The sequence below is a fragment of the Micromonospora pisi genome (assembly GCF_003633685.1).
Lineage (GTDB): Bacteria > Actinomycetota > Actinomycetes > Mycobacteriales > Micromonosporaceae > Micromonospora_G > Micromonospora_G pisi.
The window spans coordinates 1,235,412-1,260,017 of sequence record NZ_RBKT01000001.1 but is presented as its reverse complement, the minus strand read 5'-3'; the positions used below and the strand labels follow the sequence as shown (position 1 = coordinate 1,260,017).

At 69.8% G+C, this 24,606-nt stretch carries 12 protein-coding genes; 7 read left to right on the top strand and 5 right to left on the bottom strand.

The window, feature by feature from the left end; genetic code table 11:
* The first annotated feature begins 136 nt into the window (after nt 1-136).
* A complete protein-coding gene (locus BDK92_RS04820; RefSeq protein WP_121154966.1) occupies nt 137-10,366 on the top strand; it encodes a WXG100-like domain-containing protein in 10,230 nt (3,409 codons plus the stop codon).
* Between the two features lie 35 nt (nt 10,367-10,401).
* Here BDK92_RS04820 and BDK92_RS04815 read toward each other — a convergent pair whose 3' ends face one another.
* Entirely contained in the window at nt 10,402-11,907 is a 1,506-nt protein-coding gene (locus tag BDK92_RS04815; RefSeq protein WP_121154963.1) for a GH1 family beta-glucosidase, read from the bottom strand.
* Nucleotides 11,908-12,917: 1,010 nt separating this feature from the next.
* Between BDK92_RS04815 and BDK92_RS04810 the strand changes: the two genes are divergently transcribed.
* Entirely contained in the window at nt 12,918-15,827 is a 2,910-nt protein-coding gene (locus BDK92_RS04810) for a glycoside hydrolase family 48 protein (protein WP_121154961.1), read from the top strand.
* A 298-nt stretch (nt 15,828-16,125) separates the two neighbouring features.
* Here the strand turns inward: BDK92_RS04810 and BDK92_RS04805 are convergent, their stop codons facing one another.
* The gene (locus tag BDK92_RS04805; protein WP_121154959.1) at nt 16,126-16,782 is read right to left on the bottom strand and encodes a DUF3159 domain-containing protein; all 657 of its coding nucleotides are present in this window, start codon (nt 16,780-16,782) and stop codon (nt 16,126-16,128) included.
* A gap of 146 nt (nt 16,783-16,928) precedes the next feature.
* On the opposite strand from BDK92_RS04805, the gene BDK92_RS04800 reads away from it, so the two are divergent.
* The 4 genes from BDK92_RS04800 (at nt 16,929) to BDK92_RS04785 (ending at nt 20,411) form a co-directional block, all read left to right on the top strand.
* The gene (locus tag BDK92_RS04800; protein ID WP_121154957.1) at nt 16,929-17,810 is read left to right on the top strand and encodes a phosphatase PAP2 family protein; all 882 of its coding nucleotides are present in this window, start codon (nt 16,929-16,931) and stop codon (nt 17,808-17,810) included.
* Between the two features lie 524 nt (nt 17,811-18,334).
* A complete protein-coding gene (locus tag BDK92_RS04795; protein WP_121154955.1) occupies nt 18,335-18,721 on the top strand; it encodes a VOC family protein in 387 nt (128 codons plus the stop codon).
* 47 nt (nt 18,722-18,768) lie between these two features.
* Nucleotides 18,769-19,164: a YciI family protein gene (locus tag BDK92_RS04790; RefSeq protein ID WP_121154952.1), complete on the top strand. Its 396-nt coding sequence runs from the start codon at nt 18,769-18,771 to the stop codon at nt 19,162-19,164.
* Complete coding sequence (locus BDK92_RS04785) at nt 19,161-20,411, top strand: RNA polymerase sigma factor (RefSeq protein WP_121154950.1); 1,251 nt, start codon at nt 19,161-19,163, stop codon at nt 20,409-20,411. Before BDK92_RS04790 ends, BDK92_RS04785 begins: the two co-directional genes overlap by 4 nt.
* Before the next feature lie 12 nt (nt 20,412-20,423).
* On the opposite strand, the gene BDK92_RS40135 is transcribed toward BDK92_RS04785, so the two are convergent.
* The 3 genes from BDK92_RS40135 to BDK92_RS04775 are packed head-to-tail and all read right to left on the bottom strand — an operon-like array spanning nt 20,424 to nt 23,237.
* Nucleotides 20,424-21,035, bottom strand: a complete 612-nt coding sequence (locus BDK92_RS40135; protein ID WP_246016823.1) for a BBE domain-containing protein — start codon at nt 21,033-21,035, stop codon at nt 20,424-20,426.
* Entirely contained in the window at nt 21,035-21,691 is a 657-nt protein-coding gene (locus tag BDK92_RS40130) for an FAD-binding protein (RefSeq protein ID WP_246016821.1), read from the bottom strand. Before BDK92_RS40130 ends, BDK92_RS40135 begins: the two co-directional genes overlap by 1 nt.
* A gap of 37 nt (nt 21,692-21,728) precedes the next feature.
* Complete coding sequence (locus BDK92_RS04775) at nt 21,729-23,237, bottom strand: MFS transporter (RefSeq protein WP_246016820.1); 1,509 nt, start codon at nt 23,235-23,237, stop codon at nt 21,729-21,731.
* A 215-nt stretch (nt 23,238-23,452) separates the two neighbouring features.
* On the opposite strand from BDK92_RS04775, the gene BDK92_RS04770 reads away from it, so the two are divergent.
* Nucleotides 23,453-24,604, top strand: coding sequence for a cytochrome P450 family protein (locus BDK92_RS04770; RefSeq protein ID WP_121154948.1), 1,152 nt, complete (start codon nt 23,453-23,455; stop codon nt 24,602-24,604).
* Nucleotides 24,605-24,606 lie beyond the last annotated feature (2 nt).

The window sequence follows — 24,606 nt, the reverse complement described above, 5'->3', positions numbered from 1 at the left end:
GGCTCAAGCCGCCCGACCCCGGCGGCCCGGTGAACCGCCCCGGTTCCGGGCCGGTCATGCCTGGGCGGTTCTGCCGCCCCTGTCGGTGCACGGGTTCCTTTCGCCGCTCGCGCCCGGTGGGAGGTGGCACGGGACCATGGCGATCGAGGTGTCGGACGATGTCGCGACCTTCCTGAAGTGGCTCACCGGCGAGGAATTCCCCGGGACGAACGAGGACCGGATCCGTAACCTGGCGCAGGCGCACATCGCGGCCGCGGACGGCTTGGAAGAGGTTCTGCCGCTTTTCGTCACCGCGGTCAACACCATCAGCAACGGGGTGGTGGGCGCGTCTGAGCGGGCTTTTGTCGACGCCATGGGGAACTACCTGGAGGACCCCGGCTATCTCACCATCGCCGGCAAGTACGTCCGGCGGTTGGGATCCGACCTCGAGGACACCGCTACCCAGCTCGAGTACACCAAGCTGATGATCATCGCGACGATCATCGAGTTGATGATCGAGCTCGCGTTCGCGCTGGCCATCGCGTGGTTCTTCCCGGGGGTGCTGGACGCCCTCGCGATGCGGCTGCTGGTCGACAAGTGGAAGATCGCGCTCTGGCTGGCCCGGCTGATCTTCGCGGTGGCGATGGGTCAGGTCGTCGGTATCGGGATGCAGGTCCTGATGGACACCATCGTGCAGGCACTCCAGATCCGTAACGGCACCCGGGAGAGGTTCAACCCGAAACTGACCGCCGACGCGGCAGCGGTCGGGGCGTGGGGCGGCGTGGTCAGCGTGGTGCTCGGTGCCGGCGGCGGGGCGGCCACCGCGCTGATCCGGAGCGGGCGGAACGCGCTGCGTGGCGCCGGTGAGAACGTGGTCGGCAACATCGCCGGGGCTGGTGGGAAGGAGGCCGCCGAGGCCGGCGGCAAGGATCTGGCCGGCGCCGGGGGCCGTGCGGTCGCCCCGGACGAGCCGCCGACCCTGGTCGGATTCATCGAGGATCTGGGCCACGAGGCGACCAGCGAGATGATCACCGAGGGCACGTACGGGTCGATGACCGGGGAGGGCTGGCAGTGGGGCACGATGCCCGCCACCGCAGTCTCCGGCGCGCTCTCCGGCGCCGCCGAGGGCGCCGGTACGGCGCTCGGATACACGCTGCGCCACCGCAACGACGACATCAACAACCCGGCCAGAGGATTGGACGCCGATCCGCCGCCCAAATCCAAGCCGTCCGACTACCGACCGCCTGCCTACGATCCCCCGCCGGCATACGAGGCGGGGACAGGCGCAGCACCCGGTATGACCGGACCTGCGGGACCGTGGACGAACACGGGTACGTCAATCAGCGTTCCCCAACCGGTTACCGGTGGTGGGGTAGGGGGCGCCGGCGGCGGGGCAACCAGCGGCGGTGGCGCCAATCCGGCCTGGCCGTCCCTCGGGCCGGACCACTGGTCCTCGCCCGGACCGGGCCTCCCGCCTAATCTGGGCACCTCGCCCGGTTCGTCCCCGGGAGTTGCGAACCCGCCGATGTCGCAGGCCCCGCCGACCCCACCCGGGTCGCCGGTCGTGCCGCAGCAGACGGGTACGTCCCCTACCCCGAACATTCCCTCCACTCCGCAACCGGTCACGGCTCCGGAGTCCACCGGACCGGCGCCGGTCCCGACCATCCCGTTCGGCCCGGCTGGCACCGTCACCCCGACCGTGCCGACCCCGACCGTGCCGACCCCGAGCACGTCGGTTCTGACGCCCGCTCCGGTGACGTCGGTTTCCACGTCGACCCCGAGCACGTCGGTGTCCACGCCAACTCCGGTGACGTCGGCTTCGACCACGTCGACCACGTCGACCACGTCGGCTTCTACCACGTCGGCTTCGACCACGTCGGCTTCGACCACGTCGGCTTCGACCACGTCGACTACGTCGGCTTCGACCACGTCGACTACGTCGGCTTCGACCACGTCGGCTTCGACCACGTCGGCCGCCGCCACCGGGCCGGCCGTTCCGCGTACCGGTCCGACGCCGATCACCTCGGTGCCGGGAACCGGCCCGGGCACCCCGTCGACCGGCGAACCTGTTGTCACGACCCGGGAGCGCACCGGCGAGCCGACATCGCGTGCCGGGACAGAGCCGGGGCCGGTACGCCGGGACACGCAGGTCGTACCGAACCGGCCGGAGCCGGTGCAGAACGTGCCGGACGGCCGCCGATCCGACGGTCAGCGCCCGGACGGGAACCGCCCCGACGGTCAGCGCCCGGACACCGGTCCGGAGCAGGTGCGGCGGGTGCCCACGACGCAGGACGCCAGGGTGACACCGCAGGAATCCGCCGTACTGCGGAAGGTGGCAGCGGACCTCAGGCAGGAGGATGCCCTCCGGCGGGAGGACGCCCACGGGCAAGGAAACGTGTTCGGGCGGGGCGACGAGCCCACGTCCCGGACGGCGCATGACGTGAGCACCGGCCTGGGTCGGCTGCTCGCGGACCCCACCCGACCGGTCTGGACCGGGGAGCCGGACTGCTATCCCGGCCTGCTCGCCTCGTACCTGGCCAAACACCGCCGGCTCGCCCGGCGCACCGTGGACGAGACGTTGTTGGGGCGGGGCGACCCCCGGGAGTTCGCGCACGCGGTCGACGGTTCATGGGAGCAGTTCGGGGGTGACGCCGACGCGCTCAGGACGCTGTTGACCGATGCCGAGGGCGCGCGGCGGGACGGCTGGAGCGCGTACGTGTGGATACGCCCGCCGGGCGGCGACGCGCACATGTTCGAACTGCACGCCGACGCGACCGTACCGGTCGGGGAGCCGGGCGGGCTGAAGTGGGTGGACCTCCAGCATCCTGCGGGCTGGGTTGACGCGACGTCCGACCAGGGACTGGCGGAGAACCTGCCACTGGCCCGGGTCATGCTGACCGACGCAGCCGGCCGCTGGGTGCCGCTGGCCGAGGCGGCCGGACCCCAGAACCGGCCGGGCACGTCGTCCCTCGTCGAGGCGTTGGTGGACTCGCCGCGCAACCCCGGGCCCGGCATGCACCGTCGTTTGTTCAAGCCGGGGTCGTCGAAGTCGCAAAGAACTGACGAGTTGAAAAAAGAGGCGTCCACGTCGACCGTCGTGCCGACGCCGAGCGGCTCGCTCTACCAGGATCAGCCCGATCTGCTGTACGAGGTGGACGGCGCCGCCGACCTCGACAAGCTGGTCAATGACCTGCGGACCGATGTCGAGGAACGGGTACGTGCCCGAATTCGGCCGATCGTGCACCGGTTCACCCGGGGCGGCCGACAGGCGATCAGTGTCGACTTCAGCGGCATCGAGAACGCGCTTCGCGGGGATCTCCAGTCGTTCTTCACCAATGGTGGGCGTACGTTCGACGTCCGCGACGGCACCGGCCGCTGGCACAGCGTCACCGTCTCCACCACCCGGCTGACCGACCAGCAGCAACGGCTGGACCAGAGTCACGACAAGGCCAAGTACGACACCAGGAACGACTTCAGTACGGCGCTGAAGGAGACCGAGAGTTCCGGTGACAGCCTCGCCGTCGGCGCCGGCTTCATGATCGGCGGCCGGTTCGGACCGGGTGGCGGGGCGTCCGGCGAGATGGCCCTGGCCCAGGCGGCGGTGACCAGCGAGAGTGGCGCGACCCTCTTCGATTCGCACAACATCCGCAGCGGCGGGGCGTCCCACCTGGTGCTGGCGCCGGTCCGGTTCGCCGTGCACGTCGGCAAGCCGGGCTCGGCACTACCCACCCCACCACCGGCGCACCAGTCGACGGCAGACGATGCGGGAGCGGCGCCGAACGTGGTCACCGCCCAGGTTGGCTTCCGCACGCTGGACGACATCGCCAAGGCGACCCCGCGTAACGACGGCATGCAGCGGGGCAGCTTCGACGTGTCGACGCTGGTCCAGAACCTGAACGTGGTCCGGATTCTGGACGCCCGGGCGGTGACCGTCGCCCAGCCGGGCACCTTTGCCTCGAACGACGGAGCTGTGGGCGCCCTGACCACGGTCGAGGACGACAACACCACGGATTCGCGGACCTGGAACGAGGTCGTCGAGGACATTCTGCGTCAGTTCCAACCGACCGGCACCGTCGACCAGGGGAGTCTCAGCCGGGAGCAGCTCCGAACGCTGTTGAGTGAGCCCAGCGTGCTGGGGCAACTGCTCCCGGCGTTGGAGAGCGACGTGAACTCGCCGTTGATCCTCAGCCCGTCCCGCCGCCAGGCGGTGGCCCTCCAGCTCAACGCGGAGGTCACGGGGATGCAGTTGGTCGCGGACGTCAAGAAGTCCTCGTTCCGGTGGCAGCCCGGGTACTCGGTCAACGGTCGGGAGCAGCACATCAGTTCGGTCGGCGGCGGCGGTAGCGCGGTGCCGATCCGCTGGGGCTTCGGGTGGGCGTACGTGCAACTGCGACTCAGCCTGGGTTTCCGGCGTAACACCACCACCAGTGCCCGGCAGGGCAGCACCACCCGGACCGGCACCGAGTTCAAGGACATCGAGAACGTTCTGGCCAAGGTGAACGTACGGCTCACCATCAACACCGCTACCCGGGTCAACGCCTTCCAGAAGCCGTTCCGCTCCGGCGTACGCCCGATCGTGCTGGATCTGAGCGTGCTGTCCCGCCTTCCGAAGGCCAAGGCCGAGGAGATGGTCCGGGACGTGCGACCGCCCATGCTGAAGCGGACCGGCACGCTGCCCGCGCGGACAAGCACCGGGTCGGCCAGGGAGTACGGCAGAACCAGCTCCGACTCTGTCGTACCGCCCAGGGACCAGCGCAGAACCAGTGTCACGTTGCCGGAACGGCCGAAGGCGTACCGCAGAACCAGCACGGTGTCCATCGAGGGCGCCGACAGCGAGCAGCGCGATCCTCAGCAGGAAAGGGAGTTCCGCAGGACAAGCACTGTGTCGATCGACCCGAACAGCAAGGGCAAGATCCGTGAGATCGACCCGGAGCAGGGGCCAGGTAAGCATCTGCCGCCGTTCGCCGAAAAGGGCGGGCATGCGATGCCGTACGAGATGAGCCAGTTCTCCGATCTGCATCAGCAGACCGCGCGGCTGGTCCGGCGTTTCGGCGGTGGTTTCCTGCCCCGGTTCCGCCGCGAGGGTGTGGCGCAGCGGATGGGCTTTTCCAGCTCCGCCAGTGAACGCCAGCGCAACCAGGCGGAGCTGGACCGGGCGCTGTCGGTGCCGGCGCTGCGGCAGAACTACACCACCCTGCTCAACGGCGGGATCGCGGTCCGGCTGACCCGGACCAAGTGGTTCTCCAGCCGTCAGGTGGTGGTCCACGTGACGGCCCGGCATCCGCAGGAGCTGGTGCACACCGGTGTGGAGCGCAATGTCGCCGTACGTAACTTCCAGAGCCGAAGTGAGCAGGACAGTGCCGCCGGCGGCGCCCAGTGGCGGGCTGCGGCGGCCGTCGAGGGCGGGCTCATCTTCCGGTCCAGCGACGGTGCGGTGAACACGGGTTTCAGCCCGGCGGCCTCGGTCGAGTTGCAGGGGCGCCGGGCGCAGCAGGGCGGTGTGGACGTGACCGGACAGGACACCGCGCTGCACGGCGGCACGCCGAGCTCGGAGCGTTACCACGGCGACCTGGAGCTGGTCGTGCGGGTCTACCCGTACAAGGTCGGGATCGGCCGCGACAAGGGTTCCCGGATCGGGTTGGGAACCCGGGTCAGGAGCATCCGGCACGCGGACGGCACGGCGTTCACGCGTAGGGACGCGGCGGTGCAGGTCGGTGGGAAGGCTCTGCCCCGGTACAGCCTGCGCAAGAGGCACCCGGTCGACATCCTCTACTCGGGCAGCGCCGCACCGAAGGAGCGGGTCACCCTTCCGGTGCAGGTCACCAGGGGGCCGCGGGAGCCACTGGCCCGGCGCACCAGAACCGACCTCAACACCCTGCGCAATTTTGTCGACGACACCTCGAGTCAGCCGGCACCCTCCGGTTCCGCCTCCACGCCCTCCGGTTCGGCCACGACGCCGCAGAGGGGAGACCAGGGGGAGGTCAAGGAGTGGCAGTTCGTCGAGTCGATGCCGGGCAGTGCCGAGCTGCTCAAACTCGCCCGGGACACGATCCAGGAGACACAGCAGTACGAGGACCGCGCGTCCCGGCGTCATCTCGGCGGCCTGCGCGGTGAGGCGAGCCTGAAGGAGGGCATGCCGCTCTGGACCGACCTCACCGACAGTCTCACCGCCGCTCAGCAGACCACCAACCTCGGCACCATGACCGAGAAGCAGTGGGATCTCGACCCGCTCACCACGGACATCGACGGTGGCCGGCTCGACGTCTCGATCGCCGGGAAACTGGTCAACCCACGCCTGGTACCGGTCCAAGCGGAGATCACCACCGAGCACGCGCCGAGCGGCGGGGTGCAGGTGTGGAGCAGCCGCACCCGCGAGACCCAGCTCCTGGCCCGGGGACAGTTCGGTGTCTCGCTGCGGGAGGCGATGCGCCCCGGGGACAAGGCCGGCGGTGGTGGTACCGGCACCGCCGGCTACCAGCGGACGTTGTTGTACCGGATGACCCGTAAGCGGAGCAAGGTCAGCGGCGGCATCGAGCGCAACGTCAACAACCGTAAGGGCAAGAAGCGGACGTACCTGGTGGTGGCCGACCTGCGGGCGACGGTGGCCGCCGAGGTGACGAACTCCGCCGATTTTCCCAAGGCGCTCGTACCCAGACCGTTCCAACCGGACAGCTGGGAGCACCACAAGTCGGTCCGTCACAGCGCAGTCATCGAAAACGCCGTCTACCTGCGGGTCAGCGAGGAGCAGGCGACGGCGATGGGTCTGTTCGGTGACGTCAAGCCGCCGGTGACGTCGACCCCCGCCGGGCCCACGCCCAGCGGCAATCAGGTCACCGACGAGGCGCGCAACGCCAAGCTGACCCTGCGGCCAGGCGGGTCACCCGGGCTGGGCCTGCAGACCTTCCACGACGTTCCCTCACTGGTGGAACCGGCGATCGCGGCGCTGAAGGATGCGGTGGGCGATCCGAATCCGCAGCCGCTGGCCCGGCCGATCCTGGACGCGTTGACCGGGCACGGGCTGGCGGACCCGATGCTCAACCGGCGCCGGATGCTGCATGCGCTGTCCCGCTTCGGCGTACGGCGGAACTGGGCGGCGCTGTTCGACGGTGGTGTTTCCCTGATTCACGCCGACACCGGGATCTTCAGCCAACGGCTCTACGACGTACGCCTCGAGGCGGTCCTCGACAAGGGGGTCACGTTCGACCAGTTCGTCGCCAACCACGACGACATCGACGTGCGTACCGTTGGTGCGCAGGGCCAGACCGACCTGCTCCGGACCGCCCACGGCGGGGGCTTCTACGCCAACGTCGCCGCGTCGGCGGTGCTCAGCCCGCAGGGTCAGCCGGCCGCGATCGGTGCTGGCTACCAGTACAACACCACCAGCCTGACCTCGACCTCGACCACGACCGAGTCGGAGCAGCGGACCACCGACATCAGTTCCGGTCGAGGGGTGAAGGCGCGGGTCACGCTCGAGCCCCAGTTCCAGATCCGGATCTACCACCGGGGCAAGGCCGTGCCGAACGGCACGATCACCTTCCGGGCGCCGGTGACCGTCGACCGGTGGGCCGGTGACCTGCGGCTCCCATCGCCGCGTCAGGGTGCCGTGAACACGCCGGCAGCGTACCGACCCGCGCCGACACCCGGCCGGGAACCGGGCTGGCAGGTGCGTAACGGTCTGCTGTTGCCGCCCCGGTACGCGCCGGAGGACCTCAAGGGTGCGGCCCACCTCCAGGAGGCGACCCAGGCGTTGCTGGCCGGCGCCGCGGATCGTCTGCATGTCTCCGGTTACGTCGGGGCGCACCAGGTGCATCAGGGGTTCACCCCGGAGATGTTGCTGCCGAACGTCGGGCAGGCCTTCGGCACGGACGGGCTGGAACTGCCGCCGGTGCCGAGTGCCACCGTGTCGATGCAGGAGGCACTGATCAAGGTTGGGCTGAAGCCGGTGGCGGCCAGGCTGGGCGGCGTCGATTCCGCCGTGTACCGGGAGCACGTCGAGCAGCAGACGGCCAACATCAGCAGCGGGTCGAACCGGCTCACCCAGTCGCTGCACGCTCCCCGGTTGCTGCTCGGTCGGGGCTACCTGGGCGACCCGTACCAGGCGTTGGAGAGCAGCAACAGTGGTCCGATCAGCGGTGAGACGGTCGCGTTGGCGGCCGGTACAGAGGACTCGTCGACCAGCTTCGGCAACGTCAAGCCGGAGGGCCGGTCGGTCCTGGTCGAGTACGTCTGCGAGCCGACCGTCACGGTGACCCTGCCCCGCGCGGTGCAGGCCGACAGGCATCACCGCGATGACCAGATCCCGCAGGTGGTCGTGGCGGTGCGGATGGGGCTGGACGACGCGCGTCGGGTGCTCGGCATCAACAGCGGCGCGCCGGACAACGTACGCCGTGAGTTCGAGGCGATCGTGACGCATGAACAGAAGTTGGCCCGCCTCGGCGACGAGTTCGTCGCGATGGGGGAGGCGGAGGCGGCGGCGAAGTACGCGGCCCTGGGCAGCCAGATAACCAACCCGTCTGAGCCCGGGCCAGCGGGGCCCCAAGCCAGAAGGCCGATGGATCCGGCTCTGCGCGACCATTGGCGGAAGGCGATCGAGAAGCGGGAGTCGGCCGAGGCCGCGTGGTGGAAGTCGATGCAGGACCACTACCGGCAGCTCGACGAGTTCAGCGCCAAGTACGAGGCCAGGCCGGACGCGCCGGTCAGCCCGCCGCCGTTCCCGGTGCCCGAGGTCAAGGTGGTCCCGGAGAACGATCGGCCACCGCTGCAGAAGCCGCCACCGCTGCAGAAGCCGGCATCGGTCGATGAGGTGATCCTGATCGAGGAGCCGCCGCCGGTGCAGAGGCTGGCACCGATCGAGGAGTCGGCAGGGGTCGAGGAGTCGACGCCGCTCAAGCAGCCGGCACCGGTCGAGTCGCATCTGCGGCGGATCACCGAGGAGGCCGAGCACGTGGTGTCTGAGGTGAGGACACGCGAGGCCGTGACGACGGCGCTGCCGCCGCTGCCGCAGCGACGCGAGTGGGATCTGCCGGTGGTGGACCACGATGGGGTGGAGGAGGAGTTGGCCGCTCGTACGGCGGCCGAGCGGAAGCGGATCCGGCGGTACGCCGACGCGCTCCAACGCTCGTCGCCGGTCCGGCTGCCGGTCTCCACCCCCGAGGTGATCGACGCACGCTCCCGGACGACCGCGGCGCTGCTCGGTGGCGCCGACCCGTACGCCCTGGCGACGACCCTTGCCGGGGGTCGGCCGGCGGGACCACGCCAGGTATTGACGCCGGCGGAGGAGCCGGTCGTTCCGCACCAGGTCGAGGAGTCGACCGAGAAGCCGGTCGTCCCGCGCCAGGTCGAGAAGTCGACGGAGGAGTCGAAGGTGCCGCACCAGGACGAGGAGTCGACGTCGGCGCGTAGCGGGGTCGGCGGGTGGGAGGTGACGCCCGGCGTCGACCTGGACCACGAGTACGGCGTGGTTGTCATGCCCAAGCGGGTGAAGCCGGGGGAGTCCGCGAACGGCCAGGTGCGGCTGAATCCGGTCTGGTACCGGCTTGCCGACTTTCCGCCCGCTTTCCTGGAGCGCAAGGACGCGCGGTGGCATTACGCGGTCGATCCCGATGGTGAGATTCGGATCGGCACCGAGGAGATCCGTACCGTCCTCGACGACGAGGAGTGGCAGCAGTTGTTGACCGGCATGCGGCGGCATGACGACCAACTGACCCTGGAGGGTCTGAAGGCGTCGTTGGACGGTCAGGGCCATCCGACGATCGCGGCCGGCTTCGTCGGGCCGGGCGTCACCGACGTCCGGCCGGCCCGGGTCAGCGGAGAGTTCGGTTGGAATGCGGTGACCGGTCGCTGGGAGGCGAACGACAAGTCCGGGCGGTACATGAGCGACAAGGTCCGGCGTGATCTGGACCCGGACAAGCTGATGCGCTGGGTGAGCAACGTGGCCGGGCGGATGAGTGCGCGGCTCGGGGTCGGGGTCACACCGGTGCTGCTCAAGCACGCTGAGCCGGTTCCGGCCGTACCCGTACCGGTGCCTGCGGTTCCGGTCGTACCGGTACCCGCCCCGCCGGTTTCGCGACAGCACTCCGCGCCGCCGATTCCACCGGCGTCGGTGGTGGAGTCGGCGTGGTCGGTCCCCCCGGTGGCCGGGGCCGCGTCGACGAGCGACACGCAGTCGGCTGAGGCCAACATGTTCCGGGCGGCCGAGGCCATGGTTCGTCCCTACCGGGTGTTGCCGATCCAGCCTTCGGACCCGGTGATCGACCAGCTCTGGCAGCTCGCGATCGCGGCGCTGTCGCGCGGAGTCGACCACGCGGAGGTGGCCAGGCGGGTGGCGGAGTTGGCGGGGTCACTCGGCCGCACCGCCACACCCCACCAGCCGCACCTGCCTCGTTGACCGAAGGCCGGGCGCGAGCCGACGCGGGATCGCCGTCAGACACCGTTGTCGGCGATGACCCTCCGGTACCAGTGGGCGCTGCGCTTGAGAACGCGCCGTTGGGTCGGGTAGTCGACGTAGATCAGGCCCCAGCGTTGGTCGTACCCTTCGGCCCATTCGAAGTTGTCCATCAGCGACCAGACGTGGTAGCTCTCCAGCGGCACCCCGTCCCTGATCGCCCGGTGGGCGGCGGCCATGTGGTCGCGCAGGAACGCGATCCGGCCCGGGTCGTCGACCGTGTCACCGTTGAGGGTGTCCGGTGTGGGCAGTCCGTTCTCGGTGATGGTGAGCGGCAGGTCGCCGTATTCGCGGTGTACCCGGGTCAGGATGTCGTACATTCCGTCGGGGTAGATCTGCTGCCAGTTCGCCTCGGAGGTGGGCCATTTGTGTTCCGTGCCACCGCCGGGCGTGACGTAGATCGGGGTGTAGTACTGCACCGCGAGCAGGTCGACCGGGGCGGAGATGATTTTCAGGTCGCCGTCGTGGATCGCCCGGACCATCCGGCTCTGTGGGCCGAGGTCGTCGAGCACGTCGGTGGGGTAGCTGCCCTTGAAGATCGAGTCCAGGTAGAGCCGGTTCTCGTACCCGTCGTAGAGCCTGGTGGCGGCGGCTGCCTCGGCGCCCTCGACGGCGGGGTAGCACGGGTGCAGGTTGAGCGCCGGGCCGATCCGGCTGCTGTTGCCGGTGGCCCGTAGCGCGGCGACGGCGAGTCCGTGGGCGAGTTGCAGATGGTGGGCGACGAGGTAGGCCGCGCCGGGGTCGCGGTGTCCGGGGGCGTGGTGGCCGTGCAGGTAGCCGTTCTGCACCACGGTCTTCGGCTCGTTGATGGTCAGCCAGACCGGTACGTTCTCGCCGAGGGCCCGGAACACGTGGTCGGCGTAGTCCGCGAAGCGGTAGGCGACGTCGCGCGATTCCCAGCCGCCGCCGTCCTGCAGCGACTGGGGCAGGTCCCAGTGGAAGAGGGTGGCCATCGGGGCGATGTCGCGGGCCAGCAGCCCGTCGACCAGCCGTCGGTAGAAATCGAGTCCGCGTTGGTTGGGCGCGCCGGTGCCGTCGGCCTGGATCCGGGACCAGGAGATGGAGAAACGGTACGTCCGCAGCCCGAGCTCCCGCATCAGGTCGAGATCCGCCTCGTAGCGGTGGTAGTGGTCGGCGGCGACGTCGCCGGTGTCCCCGCCCCGGGTCCGTCCCGGGGTGTGGCTGAAGGTGTCCCATACCGACTCGCCCCGGCCGTCGTCCTTGGCCGCTCCCTCGATCTGGTACGCCGAGGTTGCCGCGCCCCAGCCGAAACCGTCCGGGAACCGCAGCCCGAGCCGATGCTCCGGATCTGGCACCCGGTTCGGGTCGGAGTCGGGGTCGGAGCCGGTTTCGCAACCGCCCAGGGCGGCGCTCGCCGCGACGGCTGCCGTTGTCGCCGCGCCCGCGCCCACCCGGGAGGCGGTGGCGGCGCTGGCGGAGAGCGCGGCGCGGCGCAGCAGGTGGCGCCGGGTCAGTACGGACATATGGCTTGTCTCCTTGTGTGTGGGGGCCCATCCGCGCATCGCGTCGGGAGCGCTCCCATCACAAGGTAGCGGCTGCCCAGGTAGTTGCGTATGGGTTGTTCGGCTGGCGAGAGACTTTCGGGTGGGACCTCGTCCGTCGCCCGCGCCCCACGTACCGGTGACCACATTGTCGCCAGTCCCCGGGGGTGGGCTGACTGTGTTTGGCGCCAGGCACGCAACAGGTCGACCGGGCGGCGCGGGGCGCCTGTCCTGTCGACCTATTTCCCCCTCGCAAAAGGGGGTATAGCGTGGGGACGGGGAGGGCAACCCCCGTCCCCACCATCAGTTGCACACGCACGAACGGAATTGGCGTCCAGGTCGTGCGTGTCGCGCGGGAGCCGGGCCACGCGAGTGGCTCTGGTTCCACCTCCTCTCGACGGTGGTGAGTCGGCTGGCGGTGGAGTCCGGGCTGGCCCACCGTCAGCCCCACGGCTGAGCGGTCCGCGTCGCCCTGGGCAAGGGCGGCGCGTTGATAAGGTCGAACACTTGCATGGCTATCGATGGAAGCGCTCCCATCGACGTTGATTGGACTGTATCCCGCGTCACGAGTTTGTGAAAGACCCAAAATAAGATCGAAACATCAGACCAACGTCGATGTAACGCCACTGTGCATATCTCGATCATCCTCGATGCAGGTCAGTCCGATCGGGAGCCTGTCCTAAATGGATCTGGCAGGCTTCCTGCTTGCTGCGGGAGCGCTCCCATGCAAGACTGTCGAATTATCGCGGAGCGGGAGCCACGCCGACCGCGGGCCGCCGAGGGCATCCGACATTTTCGGTACGGCGCCCAGCACCGACCAGAGTCGCCACGTCCGGCGCTCTGTCGTCGATCGCCGACCCCGGTCCGGGACGGGTCGACCACCTTCCCGGCGCCTTCCACCCCACGTGCGGCCCCACCATCCACACCCGCGCACGAAGGCGCCCAGCCGAGGCGGCAACGCCCCGGCCTGGCCCGCGAGGAGAAGTCAGGAAATGAAACTCATCGCAAGAAGACGCCGGGTGGCGATCCTCGCCACCGGTGTGCTTGCAGCGCTCGGCGTGGTCGTCGCTCCCGGCGCCGCCCAGGCGGCCCCGGCCTGCGACGTGGTCTACGCGACCAATGACTGGAACAACGGGTTCTCCGCCAGCGTCACGATCCGCAACACCGGCGACCCGGTCAACGGCTGGACCCTGCGCTTCGCCTTCCCCGGCAACCAGCGGGTCACCCAGGGCTGGTCGGCCAACTGGACCCAGTCGGGCAACCAGGTGACCGCCACCAGCATGTCCTGGAACGGCAACCTGGCCACCGGCGCCTCCACCAACATCGGTTTCAACGGTTCCTTCTCCGGCACCAACGCCAAGCCCACCTCGTTCTCGGTCAACGGGGTGACCTGTGGCGGCACCAGTACGCCCCAGCCGCCGACGGTGAGCCTGAGCGTCCCGGCCGGCCCGTTCGTGGCCCCGGCCGACGTGCCGCTCACCGCCACCGCGAGCGACCCGGACGGCACCATCGCCCGGGTCGAGTTCTACCGCAACGGGCTGCTGGTGAACACCGACACCACGGCGCCGTACAGCTATCTGCTGGAGGACCAGCCGGCCGGCAGCTACACCGTCCAGGCCCGGGCGTACGACAACGCGAACCTGACCGCGACGGCGGAACGGGCCTTCACCGTCACCCCCGGCAGCGGGCCGGTGCTGGTGGCGACCCCGACCTCGGTAAACGTCACCGAGGGGAGCACCGCCTCGGTGAACCTGCGGCTGAGCGCCGCGCCGTCGGGCAACGTACCGGTCACCATCGCCCGTACCGGTGACACCGACGTCACCGTGACGCCCGCCTCCGCGACGCTCACCACGGCGAACTGGAACACCGGGGTCAACCTCGCCGTGGCCGCGGCGGAGGACACCGACACCGCCGGTGGCACCGCCACCCTCACCGCCTCCGCCACCGGTTACGCCCCACTGTCGATCGTCGCCACCGAGATCGACAACGACACACCGGGTGGCGGCGACAACATCTACACCGCGCGCTTCCTGGAGCAGTACGGCAAGATCAAGAACTCGGGCTACTTCAGCCCCGAGGGCGTGCCGTACCACTCGATCGAGACGCTGATCGTCGAGGCGCCCGACCACGGGCACGAGACCACCTCGGAGGCGTTCAGCTTCTGGATCTGGCTCGAGGCGCAGTACGGCCGCGCCACCCAGAACTGGGCGCCGTTCAACAACGCCTGGACCGTGATGGAGCGCTACATCATCCCGTCGCACAACGACCAGGCGACCGCCGGAGTCGCCGGCACCCCGCAGTACGCGGCCGAGTACAACCTGCCCAGCCAGTACCCGTCGCAGCTTCAGCCGTCGGTACCGGTCGGCACCGACCCGCTGCGCAACGAACTCCAGTCGACGTACGGCACCGGCGACATCTACGGCATGCACTGGCTGCTCGACGTCGACAACACGTACGGCTTCGGCCGCTGCGGCGACGGCACCACCCGTCCGGCGTACATCAACACCTTCCAGCGGGGCCCGCAGGAGTCGGTCTGGGAGACGGTGCCGCAGCCGTCCTGCGACACGTTCGCCCACGGCGGCCCCAACGGCTACCTGGACATCTCCATCGGTGACCCGAACAGCCCGGCCAAGCAGTGGAAGTACACCAACGCCCCGGACGCCGACGCCCGCGCCATCCAGGCCGCGTACTGGGCCCTGACCTGGGCCAAGGAGCAGGGCAAGCAGGCCGACGTGGCGGCCACCGTGACCAAGGCCGCCAAGATGGGCGACTACCTGCGGTACGCCATGTTCGACAAGTACTTCAAGAAGATCGGCAACTGCGTCGGCGCGAGCACCTGCCCGGCCGGCACCGGCAAGGACTCCGCGCACTACCTGCTGTCGTGGTACTACGCCTGGGGCGGCGCCACCGACCCGGCGGCCGGCTGGTCCTGGCGGATCGGCTCCAGCCACAACCACTTCGGCTACCAGAACCCGTTCACCGCCTGGGCGCTGACGAACGTACCGGAGCTGCGGCCCCGCTCGGCGACCGCGGTCGCGGACTGGACCAACAGCATGAACCGGCAGTTGGAGTTCTACCAGTGGTTGCAGTCGTCCGAGGGCGGCATCGCCGGCGGCGCGACGAACAGCTGGAACGGCTCGTACGCCCAGCCGCCGTCGGGTACGCCGACCTTCTACGGCATGTTCTACGACGACCACCCGGTCTACGAGGACCCGGGCAGCAACCAGTGGTTCGGTATGCAGGTCTGGTCCCTGCAACGGGTCGCCGAGTTGTACTACGTGACCGGCAACGAGAAGGCCAAGGCCATCCTGGACAAGTGGGTGCCGTGGGCGATCGCCAACACCACCATCGGCACCGGTGGGAACTTCCAGATCCCGTCCGACATGCGCTGGACCGGCGCCCCGAACACCTGGACCAACCCGCCGACGACCAACAACAACCTGCACGTCGAGGTGATCAGCCACGGCACCGACGTCGGCGTCGGGGCGGCGTACGCCCGGACCCTGATGTGGTACGCGGCCAAGTCCGGCAACGCGGCGGCGAAGAACACCGCCAAGGGCCTGCTCGACGCCATGTACGCGCACGCCGAACCGAAGGGCATCTCGACCACCGAGACCCGGGCCGACTACCAGCGGTTCGACGACGTCTACAACGCCTCCACCGGGCAGGGCCTCTACCTGCCGCCGAACTGGTCCGGGGAGATGCCCAACGGTGACGCGATCGCCCCGGGCAAGAGCTTCGTCGACATCCGCTCGTTCTACCGCGACGACCCGGACTGGCCGAAGGTCCAGGCGTACCTCGACGGTGGGGCGGCACCAAGTTTCAACTACCACCGGTTCTGGGCCCAGTCCGACATCGCGATGGCGTTCGCCGACTTCGGCAACCTCTTCCCGAACGGCTGACCCTCCTCGATCGGCCTGATTCCCACGGTCAGGCCAACCAGTGGTGAGCCGGTCGGCTCGGACAACGCAGCGGACCGGCCGGCTCACCACCCCGGCGTAACAGCCGGCTCACGACCACCGGGCGGGTGGCACCACGGTGTCACTCGCCCGGCTCCACGTGCCGTACGGATGAATCCTTTTCAGGCAGCGCTTTCCCGGGTCGCGCGCGGCCGTCGCGCGAGGTACCGTCTTGCTACGGAGAGGCCGCTCCCCCCGTGGCGGCCTCTCCGCTTACTTCCCGCGCCCCGTCGGCCACTTTCTACGGCCCGGTGACCACGCGTTCGGCTGGATGCCGCAGCCCCGGATGGCCAGGTGGCAGTGTCCGTCGGATCACCCACCAACTCACCGCCACGCACGCGGCGACCAGCGGCCAGGTCAGCACCACCCGGGCGGCGACCAGGGCGACCACCTGATCGGCGGCGTAGAGCGGGAGGAACACGGCCAACCGGATGGCGTACTGGCAGACCCAGACCCAACTGCCCCGGCGGTAGGCCCGCAACAGGTCCGGGTCACGCCGCCACCGCCCACGCTGGCCGAGCAGGGTGCCGACCACCACGCCGAGCAGCGGCCAGCGCAACACGATGCTGACCAGCCAGGCGAGCGCACTCGCCGCGTTCGAGACCAGTTGCAGCAGGAAGAAGTCACTTGCCCGTCCGGTGCGGAGCACGACCAGGGCGGCGAGACAGACGGCGAGCAGACCGACGAGGACCGAACCGGGGCGGTCGCCGCGGCGCAGGCGCCACCCGGCGACCGCGACACCGCACACGAGGGCGGCGATGACGCCGTACCAGACCGAGCCGCCGCCGATCAGCCACCCGGCACCGAACGCGACCGGCGCAACGGTCGCATCCCACCCGCCGCGCCGCCCGCCGAGCAGGTCGGCGAGGGATTCCGGGCGGTCCCGGTCGGGCGCCATCCACCACCTCCAGTCGTCTTAGGGGAGCCTAACTTACGGCCCGGCGCAGGGCCGTCCTGATGCCGACGCGCCGGTCGGGATGTGTGCGACGATCGGCGGGTCGCCCGCCGACTTGCCCCGAATTCGGGGTTCGTTACCGTGTCCGGATGCAGGGGCGGAAAACGGCGTTGACGGTGGTCTGGCTGGTGCTGCTGGCCGCGGTCCAGGTGGTGGCGTTCGTCCTGCTCTGGCGCTTCGCCGTACGCACCGAACACGGTCAGCTGCTGGACACCATCGCGCTGACCGGGAACAGCATCGGCCGGGACCGGATCGACGGACTGGTCGGCACCGTCCTCAACGCCATGTCGGTGGTCTCCCTGCTCGCCGCGACCACCGTGATCGGCTTCATCGCGCTGATCCGGCGTCGGATGCTGCTGGCGATTGTGGCGACCCTACTGGTCGCCGGGGCCAACGTCACCACCCAGGTACTGAAGTACCTCATCCACCGCCCGGACTTCGGCGTCGACCCGGAACGGGCCGCCGCCGGCAACAGCCTGCCCAGCGGACACACCACCATCGCCGCGTCGGTCGCCCTCGCGCTGGTCCTGGTGCTGCCACCCAAGGTCCGCGCCTGGGGCGCGGTGATCGCCGTCGGGTACACCGCGCTCGCCGGGGTCGCCACCCTCTCCGCCGGTTGGCACCGGCCCAGCGACGCGATCGCTTCACTGCTGATCGCCGGTGCCTGGGCGGCGGGCGCGGGAATCCTGCTCGTGCTCACCCAGGGCGAGCAGGCGCAGGTGGAGCGGGCGGACGCGCACCGGGGGATCGTGACGCTGCTCGGGCTGGTCGGGCTCGGACTTCTCGGCGTCGCCGCGTACGCGTTGCGGTCGACCGACGAGGTGCTGATGATCCCGGTCGACGAACTCAACCGGCCCCGACTCTTCGACGCCTACTTCGGTGGCGCGGTGGGGATCGCCGGTACGGCCAGCCTGATGATGGCGCTGGTGTTGACCACGGTGCACCGGGTGGTGCCCCGGCACAACGGCTGACCGTACGCCGTTCCGTAGGCGGTGCCATGGGTTCCGGCTTGCTTAGGGTTTCATCGGGGACCAACATGTCCCGTGATCGATTCAAGGAGTCATGCCGCGTAGGCGGGCGAGCCGCATCCGGCGGCGAGAGTCTTCCGTCCCGCCGCGTCGGCATCCACGTTCCAGCCGAGCCGGTCGACGTACGCGTCGACTTTGCTTTGGAAACTCTCAGTGTCGACGGCGGTTGCTGTCGGTGGTGGGAAGAGCGCGCTTTACCTGACAGCTGTGCACAGAAGTCCACGCTAGGCTGCCGAACCGGTGCGGGACAAGGCGGAAGGGCACGCGTGGCCGAATTCAGCAATGGTGAAGAAAAGTCTTTCGGTCCGGTCGCGGCCCGGTGTCGGACACCCCGGGCGGCGGCGGCCCGCCGGGGTGCTGCCGCCGCGATTTTTTCGGGCCGGATGTCGATCCCGGCCCCATCCGCTCCGACCTCTGCACAGAGGGGACCGACCCTGGTGCCCGACGAGCCGAGAAGAGGACCGAGCATGGGCATGCCCGTGGTGCATTTCGAGATCATTGGAACCGCTCCCGGTACGCTGCGCGACTACTACGGCGGACTGTTCGACTGGGAGTTCAACAGCGGTGACGCGGCCAGCGAGAAGGTCTCGGCGCCGGGCAACTACCACTTCGTCGACGGCAGCACGACCGGCGACGGGAACGGCATCAACGGCGGCGTCTGCGGAGGCGAGGGGTACGAGCGCCGGGTGATGTTCTACGTGGGCGTACCCGACGTCGAGCAGGCGTTGCAGAAGGCGGAGAGCCTGGGCGGCAAGCGTCTGATGGGTCCGGAGCCGGCGTCCGGGGACTTCACCGTCGGGCATTTCACCGACCCCGAGGGGAATGTGGTCGGCGTCGCCGGACCCTCGGCCTGACCGGAATCGACCCGACTGCCGGTATCGTGGTGCCGAGAGGGGGCCAGGTGAAGTATCTGCTTCTGATCTACAGCAACCCGGAGAACTGGGAGCACCCCATGTTCCTGCGCAATCCGGAGTTTCTGGCGATGCCGGCCGCCGAGCGCGAGGCACTGACCCGGCAGTCCGAGGACCTGCATCGGGAGATCAGCGAGTCCGGTGAGCTGCTGGTGGCCGCGGCCCTGGCCGACCCGCTGAACACCCGTACCGTTCGGGTGCGCGACAACCTCCCCGTCACCACGGACGGCCCGTACCAGGAGGCGAAGGAGCAGTTGGCCGGCTACCTGGTGGTGGACTGCGAGGACGTGCAGCGGGCCGTGGAAATCGCCGCGCGGATTCCCGATGCCCGGTTCGCCGCGGTGGAGGTGCTTCCGATCATGGGCATGTCCGGCCAGGAAATGTGAACGGCGGTTCCGCCATCGAGGACCTGCTGCGTCGCCTGACGCCGCAGGTCCTCGCCGCGCTGGTACGTCATCACGGGAACTTCGAGACCGCCGAGGACGCGGTCCAGGAGGCACTGCTGGCCGCCGCCACGCAGTGGCCCGAGCGCGGTGTGCCGGACAGCCCGGCCGGTTGGCTGATCCGGGTCGGCTCACGCCGGATGACCGACCAGTTGCGCAGTGAGCAGGCCGGTCGGCAACGCGAGGAGCGGATCTACGCACGTACCCCGCCGGACGAGTTGATCGCGCCGGCGGCGGACGCCGAACGGCGGGACGCGGACGACACCCTGATCCTGCTGCTGCTCTGCTGTCATCCGAGTCTCACCCCGGCGTCGCAGGTGGCGCTCACCCTGCGGGCGGTGGGCGGGTTGACCACGGCAGAGATCGCGCGCGCCTTCCTGACCGTCGAGACGACCATGGCGCAGCGCATCAGCCGTGCCCGGCAGCGCATCCGGGCGGCCGGTGCCACGTTCCGGATGCCGCCCGAGCCGGAGCGGTCCGAGCGGCTCCGGGTCGTCCTGCACGTGCTGTACCTGATCTTCAACGAGGGCTACACCGCGACCTCGGGGGCGGACCTGCACCGCGCCGACCTGACCGGGGAGGCGATCCGGCTGACCCGGGTCGTTCACCGGGCGTTGCCCGGCGACGGCGAGGTCACCGGCCTGCTGGCGTTGATGCTGCTGACCGATGCGCGACGGCCGGCGCGGACGCGACGCGACGGCAGCCTGGTCCCGCTGGCCGAGCAGGACCGCACCCTGTGGCACCGGGAGTTCATCGCGGAGGGGGTCGCGCTGATCACCCGGGCGCTCTCCGAGGCCCCGATGGGGCCGTACCAGCTCCAGGCGGCGATCGCCGCCGTGCACAGCGAGGCCGTGCGGGCCGAGGAGACCGACTGGCCGCAGATCGTGGAGCTGTACCGGCTGCTGGAGAAGGTGGCGCCGAATCCCATGGTCACGCTCAGCCACAGCGTCGCGGTCGCGATGGTGCACGGTCCCGGCGCCGGGCTGGACCTGTTGGAACCGCTGGTCGCTGACGACCGGCTGGCGGGTCACCACCGCCTGCACGCGGTCCGCGCACACCTGCTGGAACTCGCCGGTGACCGGTCGGCCGCCCTGGCGTCCTATCGACGGGCCGCCCGCCTGACCACCAGCCTTCCCGAACAGCACTACCTGCACAGACGCGCGGCACGACTGGTCCGGGAAGGCCGGTGACCGGGACGCCGGCTACCCCGGGAGCCTGATCGAGAGCGCGTGCCGGAACACGTCGCGCGGGTCGTAGCGTCGCTTGATCTGTTGGAGGCGGGCGTAGTTGCCCTTGTAGTAGAGCGTCTCCCAGGACACGCCCGAGGTGTTCCACCCGGGGTCGGCCAGGTCGACGTCGGGATAGTTGATGTAGCTGCCGGCGGTGACCGGGCCGGGCACCGGCACCCCGCCGGTGTCGGCGAAGACGGCCCGGTAGAACTCTCTGATCCAGCCGATGTGCAGGGCGTCGTCGGCCGGGGAGGTCCAGTGCCCGGGGGTGAAGTAGGCCCGCACGACCGTGTCGCGCGCCGCGGTCGCCGTCGCGTCGGGCGGCACCGCGTTGACCTGTCCGCCGAAGGTGGACAGGCTCACCGCGGCGGCCGGGTTCACGTAGTCGGTGCGGGTGAGCTGCTGGTAGATCGTCGCGATCTGGCCGCCGGTGAAACCCCTGCGCAGATCCGCGAATTTGTTCTTCGACCGACCGGCCGGTTCGGTGATCCAGTTGCTCTCGCTGAGGAACGGAGCGCTCTCGGACCCGTCGAAGACGGGGCGTACCCCGGCACCGGCGATCATCTCCTCCGCGTGCGCGGCCATCAGCCGCTCGCCGTCGGGTACGTCGTCCCCGCCGCCGACGAAGAGGACCCGTCGACCAGCACGGCCTCGACGGCGTACAGGTGGTCGGCGGCCATGCCGTACCGGCGTGACAGCAGACCGTACCCGCCGCCGGCGATGTGGCCGCCCACCCCGACCGCGGGACAGGTGCCGCCCGGCAGCGTGACCCCCCAGCCCCGGAAGAGGGTGCCGTACACCTTGCCCAGCGTCGCCCCGACGCCCACCGCGAAGGCACGCCGGTTGACGTCGTAGTGAACGTCGGACAGCTGTGACAGGTCGACGAGAGTATCCACCTCGGGCGAGCCGGTGAAGTTCTCGAGGCAGTGTCCGCCGCTGCGTACGGCGATCCGCCCGCCTGCCGCGACCGCCTCGCCGACCACCTGGCGGACCTGCTCGGTCGCGCCGACCACGTGGATGGTCGCCGGGTTGCCCCGGAAGCGCTGATTGTGCGCGGTCACCAGACTGTCGTAGCGCGCGTCGGCGGTGCCGATGGCGACCGGACCGAACGGTGCCAGGTGCGGGTTCACCGGTCCCGCCGGGCCGGTGGCCGCACTCGCGGGTAGGGCCGATCCGACGGCGACCGCCGCACCGGTCATCGCCGCACCGGTCAGAAGTTCACGTCGTGGTACTTCCCTCACCACTGCCTCCTCGGCCGTCCCGGTGTCGTGATCGGTCTCAACGTCGTCGCGCCTCGGTCGGGTCGACGGCCGCACCGTCGCCGGAGCTCTGCCGGGTCAGGGGCCGCAGCAGGGTGAGCGCGACAATCAGGCAGGCCAGGGCGATGACGAGGTCGGCGGCGAAGCCCGCGCGGAAGCCCTCGGTCATCTGTTCCGGCGCGGTCGAGTCCCCGCCCCGGGAGACGACCACGGCGGAGATCAACGCGGCGCCCAGCGCACCACCGATCTGGAAGCCCGAGTTGGTGGCGCCCGAGGCCACGCCGGTGACATCCGGCTCGACCGAGGACAGTGCCGCGGAGATTGCCGCCACGGGTCCCGCACCGAGGCCGAGGCCGAAGACGAGCAGGCCCGGGAACAGATCACCGAAGTAGGTGCCCTGGACCGACACCTGTGACAGCAGGAACGCGCCGAGTCCCATCAGGACGGCTGCCGCAGCGGCCACCGGGCGGAATCCGACCTTGGTCACCCCCGCCTGACCGGCCCAGGCACCGACCAGGGTCATCAGGGTCATCGCGATCATGCCGAGGCCGAACTCCATCGACGTGTAGCCCAGCACCCGCTGCGCGTACGCCGTGACGGACACCGACATGCCCAGGGTGGTCATGGCGAACAGGATCATGGCCAGGTTGCCGCCGACGAAGAGCCGGGACTGGAAGATCCGCAGCGGCAGCAGTGGCGCGGCGGATCGGCGTTCGATGACGACGAACAGACCGAGCAGCAGCACCGCGCCGAGCAGCATGCCCAGGACCGCCCCGCTGGCCCAGCCCCGAGTGGGTGCCCAGACGATCGCACCGGTCAGCAGCACCAGTCCCAGGGTGCTGGTGAGCGCTCCGGCCGGGTCGTAGGCGCGTGGGCCGTCGTTGCGGCTCTCCAGCAGCAAAATCGGGGCGAACACCAGCATGCCGATCGCCACCGGTACGTTGATGAAGAAGATCCACTGCCAGCCGAGGGTGTCGGTGATCGGGCCGCCGATCAGCAGCGCCGACGTGGCGCCGATCCCGCCGACGCCGGACCAGAACGCGAGTGCCTTGTTGCGTTCGGGGCCCTCTGGGAACATGGTCATCAGGATCGCCAGCGCGGTCGGCGCCAGCAGGGCGGCGGAAACGCCCTGCACCACCCGGCCGGCGATCAGGACGCCCATCGACCAGGCGAGGCCGCACAGCAGCGACGACACCAGGAACAACGCCGTCCCGACGATGAACATCAGCCGCCGGCCACGCAGGTCGGCCAGCCGGCCGCCGAACAGCAGCAGGCCGCCGAAGGCGAGCATGTAGGCGCTGAGCACCCACTGGCTCGCGCTGGCGGAGACGGCGAGGTCGCGTTCGATCGAGGGCAGCGCCAGGATCACGATCTGCGAGTCCAGGATGACCATGAAGCCGGTCATGCAGAGCAGGATCAGCGCCTTCCAGCGGCGGGGATCCCGCTCGGGTGGATCGGGCGTGGGCCCGTCGGTCCCGACCATGTCGGGTCGAAGGTTGTCGGACACGTGGTTCCTGTCGATCGGCATGCGACCCTCTCCTCCTGCCATCGGGACCACCGGCCGGTCCCACTCAACAGAGATCGGAGCGGGCGGCGCGGAATCGACATCCCGGTGCGACGGACCCCGACCTCACGCCCGCTGCGCCGCCAGGCGCTCCAGCTCCGTGGCGGTCTGGTTCGGTGTCGGCGTCCGGAAGTGCTCCTCCCGCAGCCGGGCGGCGTGAGCAGGGATCGGGCATCGCCATGGTGGAACTCCCCGGTAACGTCCGGGGCTGGGTCGTCGTCGGGCACGACCTGGCGATGGAGTTGCTGACCAGCCCCAAGGTGTCGAAGAATCCGCGCCAGCACTGGCCGGCGTGGATCGACGGTGAGATCGGCGCCGACTGGCCGCTGGCGAGCTGGCCCACGATGGAGAACATGACCACCGCGTACGGTCACGAGGCGCAGCGCCTGCGTCGGCCCATCGTCAAGGCGTTCACCCCCAAGCGGGTCCGTTCCATGCAGCCGTACATCGAGCGCACCGTGCAGCGCCTCCTTGACCGGCTCGCCGAGACCCCGCCAGGCGAGACCGTGGACCTCAAGCGCAACTTCTCCTACCAGTTGCCGGCGACGATCATTTGTGACCTGTTCGGAGTCCCGGAGGCGGACCGCGCGGCCATCCTCCGGGGCGGCGAGAAGACGCCGGACTCCTCCCTCACCCCGGAGGAGGCCGAGGCCAACATCCGCGACTGGACCGAGCAGTTCGGCAAACTCATCGCCGCCAAGCGGGCGTTCCCCGCCGACGACCTCACCTCCGACCTGGTGACCGCCGAGGGCGAGGAACGACTCACCGACAACGAGCTCATCGGCACCCTCTTCGTCGCCCTGGGCGCGGGCTCGGAGACGGTGATGAACCTCGTGACGCACGCCGTACTCAAGCTGCTCACCCACCCGGAGCAGCGGGCCATGCTGGAGGACGGCAGGGCATCCTGGGACGACGTCATCGAGGAGACGCTGCGTCTGGAGTCACCGCTGAACCTGCTGCCGCTGCGGTTCGCGGTCGAGGACCTCGAACTCGACGGCGTGACCGTTGCGAAGGGCGACCCCATCCTGATGGGGTACGGCGCGATCGGCCGTGACCCCGCGGTCCATGGCGACTCCGCCGAGGACTGGGACATCAAGCGGGAGAACAAGGAACACCTCAGCTTCGGTCACGGCACCCACTACTGCGTCGGCGCCCCACTGGCCCGGCTCGAAGCGAAGATCGCCCTGCCGGCGCTCTTCGCCCGCTTCCCCGACATGCAACTGGCGGTCAAGCCCGAGGAGCTCGAGTCCCAGGGCACGTTCATCATGAACGGTCACAAGACGCTGCCGGTGATCCTCGAGAAGGCATCCGTACCGGTCGGCACCCCCTGACC